The organism is Streptomyces sparsus (assembly GCF_054776295.1).
Map to the genome: position 1 here is coordinate 1 of NZ_BAAHCA010000312.1, position 5,094 is coordinate 5,094.

Consider the following 5,094-nt stretch of genomic DNA (forward strand, 5'->3'; position numbering starts at 1 on the left):
CCGCCGGCGTGCGTGCACACCAGGCCCGTGCGGTACCGCGCGGCGACCTCGGCCAGTCGCGGATCCACCCCGCCCCAGGCGTCGTTGAGCAGGTCCGCCCCGGCCTCGCACACCGCCTCGCCGACCTCGTGCCGCCAGGTGTCCACACTGATCACGACGTCCGGGTGCCGGCGGCGGACCTCGGCGACGAACCCCACGGTGCGCCGGATCTCCTCCGCGGTGCTGACCTCGTCGCCCGGCCCCGCCTTGACCCCGCCCACGTCGACGATGGCCGCGCCCTCCGCCACCGCCTGCTCGACCCGCTCCAGCGCGGGCTCGTCGAGAAAGGTCGCCCCCCGGTCGTAGAAGGAGTCCGGAGTGCGGTTCACGATCGCCATGATCACGGGTTCGTGCGCGCCGAACTCCCGTCGTCCCAGCCGCAGCATGTTCGAGGCGTTCCCTTCGATTCTCCGGTGCGGGCGGCGCGGTGTCGCCCTGCCTGCGCCCCGGCTGCGGCGCCCGCGCCGCCCGATCGTGCCACGCCGACCCTAACCGCCGGTGCCGCGTGGCACGATCGGGCGGGTGCCCGCCACCGGCGGCGTGCCGCATGGCACGATCAGGGCACCTCCTACCGACTGATCCCGAGGTGAACGCCGTGTTCTGGTTCCTGCTGATCGCGATGCTCGCGGTGGTCGGCGCGGTCACGCTGGCCGTCGTCGGCAGCGGCGACGGTTCCGGGCGGGCGGTGGAGGGCGGCCTGCGGGACGCCGAGCCGGACGTCCCGGTGGACCCGCTGCCCGAGGACCGTCCGGTGGGCCGTGCCGACGTGGAGTCGCTGCGCCTGCCGCTGGCGCTGCGCGGCTACCGCATGTCCGAGGTCGACGAGGTGCTGGACCGGCTCGGCGAGTTCCGCGCCGAGCGGGACGCCCGCATCGCCGAGCTGGAGTCGGCGCTGGCCGGCGCGCAGGCCGCCGCGATGGGCCGCGGCGGCTTGTTCCAGGAAGGCGAGCAGGACGACCCCGAGCAGCGGTGAGCGGGCCGCTCCCCGGCCCGGACGGCCGGCTCCGCTGCCCCTGGGGCGTCTCCACCCCGGACTACACCGCCTACCACGACACCGAGTGGGGCCGACCGGTCCACGGCGACGACGCCCTCTTCGAACGGCTGTGCCTGGAGGCGTTCCAGTCCGGCCTGTCGTGGCTGACGATCCTGCGGCGCCGGGAGGGTTTCCGGGCGGCGTTCGCGGGGTTCCGGATCGCCGAGGTGGCCGCCTTCACCGAGGCGGACCGGGAGCGCCTGCTCGCCGACCCGGGCATCATCCGCAACCGCGCCAAGATCGACGCGGCGCTCGCCAACGCCCGGGTCGCGGCGGGCTGGCCGCCCGGTGAGCTGGACGCCCTGATCTGGTCGCACGCGCCGGAACCGGCCGCCGCCCGCCCCGTGCCGGTGACCACCGACGATGTGCCGGCCGCGACCGAGCGGTCCGCCGCACTCGCCAAGGAGCTGAAGCGCCGCGGCTTCCGCTTCGTCGGCCCGACCACCGCCTACGCGCTGATACAGGCCTGCGGCCTGGTCAACGACCACCTTGCGGAGTGCGTCAGCCGCTGACGACCCCGCCGGGGCCGGCGGGGTCCCCGTGCGGACGGGCGGTCAGGTGCGCGCACGGGCGGTCAGGTGCCGGTGAACTCCGGGCGTTCCTTGGCGACGAATGAGGCCACCGCGATCCCGTGGTCCCGCGAGGCGCCGGCCCGCAGCTGGAGTTCGGACTCCTTGGCCAGCGTGTCCGCGAGCGAGTGCGAGGCGCCGAACGCCATCGCCTCCTTCATCGCGGCGAAGGCCAGCGTGGGGCCCTCCGCCAGCCGGCGGGCCACCGCCTCGGCCTCCGCGGGCAGTTCGTCGGCGGGCACCACCCGGTGCGCCAGACCCAGCTCCAGGGCTTCCGGCGCCTTCACCGTGCGCGGGAAGAGCAGCAGCTCGGTCGCCCGGGCCGGCCCGACCAGCCTGGGCAGCGTCCACGCCATGCCCGAGTCGGTGGACAGGGCGACCCCCGCGAACGAGGTGTTGAACGCGGCGGTGTCGGCGATCACCCGGTAGTCGGCGGCGAACGCGAAACCGGCCCCGGCCCCGGCGGCGACCCCGTTCACCCCGGCCACCACGGGCTTCGGCATGGACGCGATCGCCAGTGTGATCGGGTTGTAGTGCTCCTCGACGGTGTTCAGCGCGCTGCCGCCGCTGCCCTGGAGGGCCTTGATGTGTTCCTTGAGGTCCTGTCCCACGCAGAAGGCCCGGCCGGTGCCGGTCAGCAGCACCGCCCGAACGGCCGAATCGCCCGCTGCCTGTTGCAGGGCGTCCCGCAGGGCGATCTTCGTTTCGGTGTCCAACGCGTTCATCGCGTCGGCGCGGTTCAGGGTGACGGTCGCGAGACCTTCGGTCAGGTCGTAGAGCACGGTGTCGGCCATGGGCCCAGCATGGCGGACATCGGCGGGCGCCGACATACGGCCCCCGGTGTGACCTGCGTCAACCCGGTCGGCGTCCCGGCGGGGGCGGTATTGCAGCGTGATCGCCGAAATGAGGCGTTTTGCGGAAGAGCGTTACCAAGGTGATCACCACCGATGTTGGTCATCGGGTCGTGCCATGCGGGATAATGGCCGGGAAGCAATGTGTTCGATGCCGGTGACACCGTGCCTTTCTGGGGCCGCCGGCTGTGATGAGCTGGTTTCAGGAAGGGGAACGAGCATGGCGGCCATGAAGCCGCGAACGGGTGATGGCCCGCTCGAGGTGACCAAGGAGGGGCGGGGCATCATCATGCGCGTTCCGCTCGAAGGTGGCGGGCGGCTCGTTGTAGAGCTGAACCGCGACGAGGCGGTCGCTCTCGGTGAGGAACTGAAGAAGGTCTGCGACTGACGGCGACCTGTCCGCGCCACCGGCGCCACGAATTCTTGACTGCCCCCGGAGCCCTCGGCTCCGGGGGCAGTCGGCGTTCCCGGCGGACGGGCCGGTGCGGTGGTGGGCAGTGGGTCGGCGACGGGCCGGGGCGGCGGTCGCTCAGGTGCCGCGCTTGACGGCGCAGAGCAGGCCGTCGCCCACCGGGAGCAGCGTGGGCAGCAGGCCGCCGCTGTCGCGGACGGTGCGCAGCAGCTCGCGCAGCTTCAGCACCTCGGCGGGCTGCGCGGAGGAGTCGACGGTCCGGCCGTCGGCGAAGACGCCCTCGAAGCAGACCAGGCCGCCCGGGCGCAGCAGCCGCAGCGCCTCGGCGAGGTAGTCCAGGCACTCCAGGCGGTCGCCGTCGCAGAAGACGAGGTCGTAGCCGCCGTCGGCCAGCCGGGGCAGCACGTCCAGGGCCCGGCCGGGGATGAACCTCGCCCGGTTGCCGGCGAACCCGGCCGCCCGGAACGCCTGCCGGGCGAACTGCTGCCGCTCCGGTTCGAGATCGACGGTGGTGAGCACCCCGTCGGGGCGCATGCCGTGCAGCAGGTGAATACCGGAGACGCCCGTCCCCGTCCCGATCTCGGCGACGGCCTTGGCGTCCGTCGCGGCGGCCAGCAGCCGCAGCGCCGCCCCCGTGCCGTCCGACACCGCGCGCAGTCCGACTTCCCGTGCCCGGTCGTGCGCCCAGCTCAGCGCCACGTTCGCGGCACTGTCGGCGTTCTCCACGCCGTACGCGTCGGCGAACGCCCAGCTCGTCTGCCGGTTGCCGGTAATTTCAACTCTCCTGTCCCCGTGGACCCACGCAACCGTGACTGTATCCGCTGGGCCCGGGAACCCGCTGATGGGACCGCGCGTTGAAGAGGACAGGTGACTGTGAGCGACCGCGGAGGCCCGGCGAGGGGACACGACCAAATGCTGGTCAAAAATGCTTATCTGGAGCTAACGGGCAGGATGGCTATGGTAGGTGCTCCACTGGACACCACCAGAGCCAACAGGGGAGGTGCGGCTACGGCCGGTGACCGGGGGGTGCTGAGGCGTCTCCGCAGGTCGTCCGTCGGGCCAACATCCGTGACCTACACCGCTGACCGCAGCCACGCCGCCGATTCCGCCTCCACCCCGGCCCCGCGCACCACGGCGACGTTCTCCACCGACGCGGACAGCCAGGCGTGGACCCCGCCGTCCTGGGCGGAGATCGTCAGCACGCACAGTTCACGGGTCTACCGGCTCGCGTACCGGCTGACCGGCAACCAGCACGACGCCGAGGACCTCACCCAGGAGGTCTTCGTCCGCGTCTTCCGGTCGCTGTCCACGTACACGCCGGGCACCTTCGAGGGCTGGCTGCACCGCATCACGACCAACCTCTTCCTGGACATGGTCCGCCGCAAGCAGCGCATCCGCTTCGACGCGCTCGGCGACGACGCCGCGGAGCGGCTGCCCAGCCGGGAGCCCTCCCCGCAGCAGCACTTCCAGGACACCCACTTCGACGCGGACGTGCAGCAGGCCCTGGACACCCTCGCCCCGGAGTTCCGGGCCGCGGTGGTGCTCTGCGACATCGAGGGGCTGTCCTACGAGGAGATCGCGGCCACCCTCGGCGTCAAGCTCGGCACCGTCCGCAGCCGCATCCACCGCGGCCGCTCCCACCTGCGCAAGTCGCTGCAACACCGCTCCCCGGAACGCCGTGCCGAGCTTCGCGCACCGGCAGAGGTGCCCGTCGGAGCGGTGGGCGCCCCGCTGGAGGGAGGCGGCAGCGCGTGAGCGGCACCACGGAACCCACCGTGGCCGAGCAGCACCTCGGGGACCGCTTGGCCGGGCTCATCGACGGCGAGCTGGGCCACGAGGCGCGCGAGCGGGTCCTCGCCCACCTCGCCACCTGCCACGGCTGCAAGGCGGAGGCTGACGCGCAGCGCCGGGTGAAGAACGTCTTCGCCGCCGCCGTGCCGCCCCCGCCGTCCGACGGATTCCTGGCCAGGCTCCAGGGGCTCTCGGTCGCGGAGGACCCGGCAGCCGGCCCCGGCACCCGGGCCGGCCGGCCCACCGCCGGGTCCGCGCTGGAGTTCTCCTTCCTCTCCTCCGCCGCGCCGGACAGCGGCCTGCTGCCGCACCGCGGCTTCCGCATCCACCGCACCGAGCAGGAGCGGGCCGTCGTAGGCGGAACGGTCCACGAGGGTGTGCCGGGTCCTGCCGTAGGTC

8 protein-coding genes are annotated in these 5,094 nt (G+C 73.1%); 5 read left to right on the forward strand and 3 right to left on the reverse strand.

Features of this window, described 5'->3' with window-relative positions; translation table 11 throughout:
- Positions 1-425: dihydropteroate synthase (locus ACYVE9_RS15130; protein ID WP_461028365.1), on the reverse strand; the 425-nt coding region annotated here is incomplete at its 3' end.
- 209 nt (positions 426-634) lie between these two features.
- Between ACYVE9_RS15130 and ACYVE9_RS15135 the strand changes: the two genes are divergently transcribed.
- Complete coding sequence (locus tag ACYVE9_RS15135; protein WP_461028366.1) at positions 635-1,012, forward strand: DivIVA domain-containing protein; 378 nt, start codon at positions 635-637, stop codon at positions 1,010-1,012.
- Entirely contained in the window at positions 1,009-1,584 is a 576-nt protein-coding gene (locus tag ACYVE9_RS15140) for a DNA-3-methyladenine glycosylase I (protein WP_461028367.1), read from the forward strand. The genes ACYVE9_RS15135 and ACYVE9_RS15140 overlap by 4 nt, the downstream gene beginning before the upstream one ends.
- A 62-nt stretch (positions 1,585-1,646) precedes the next feature.
- On the opposite strand, the gene ACYVE9_RS15145 is transcribed toward ACYVE9_RS15140, so the two are convergent.
- Positions 1,647-2,435, reverse strand: a complete 789-nt coding sequence (locus ACYVE9_RS15145; RefSeq protein ID WP_461028368.1) for an enoyl-CoA hydratase/isomerase family protein — start codon at positions 2,433-2,435, stop codon at positions 1,647-1,649.
- 277 nt (positions 2,436-2,712) lie between these two features.
- On the opposite strand from ACYVE9_RS15145, the gene ACYVE9_RS15150 reads away from it, so the two are divergent.
- Complete coding sequence (locus tag ACYVE9_RS15150; RefSeq protein WP_461028369.1) at positions 2,713-2,880, forward strand: DUF3117 domain-containing protein; 168 nt, start codon at positions 2,713-2,715, stop codon at positions 2,878-2,880.
- 141 nt (positions 2,881-3,021) lie between these two features.
- Here ACYVE9_RS15150 and ACYVE9_RS15155 read toward each other — a convergent pair whose 3' ends face one another.
- On the reverse strand, positions 3,022-3,678 hold the full coding sequence (locus tag ACYVE9_RS15155; RefSeq protein ID WP_461028372.1) for an O-methyltransferase: 657 nt from the start codon (positions 3,676-3,678) through the stop codon (positions 3,022-3,024).
- Between the two features lie 183 nt (positions 3,679-3,861).
- Here ACYVE9_RS15155 and sigE point away from each other — a divergent pair, with 183 nt between their 5' ends.
- Positions 3,862-4,659: an RNA polymerase sigma factor SigE gene (sigE, locus tag ACYVE9_RS15160; RefSeq protein ID WP_461028370.1), complete on the forward strand. Its 798-nt coding sequence runs from the start codon at positions 3,862-3,864 to the stop codon at positions 4,657-4,659.
- Positions 4,656-5,094, forward strand: a 439-nt coding sequence (locus tag ACYVE9_RS15165; RefSeq protein ID WP_461028371.1) for an anti-sigma factor family protein, incomplete at its 3' end; no start/stop codon positions are given. The genes sigE and ACYVE9_RS15165, both read left to right, overlap by 4 nt.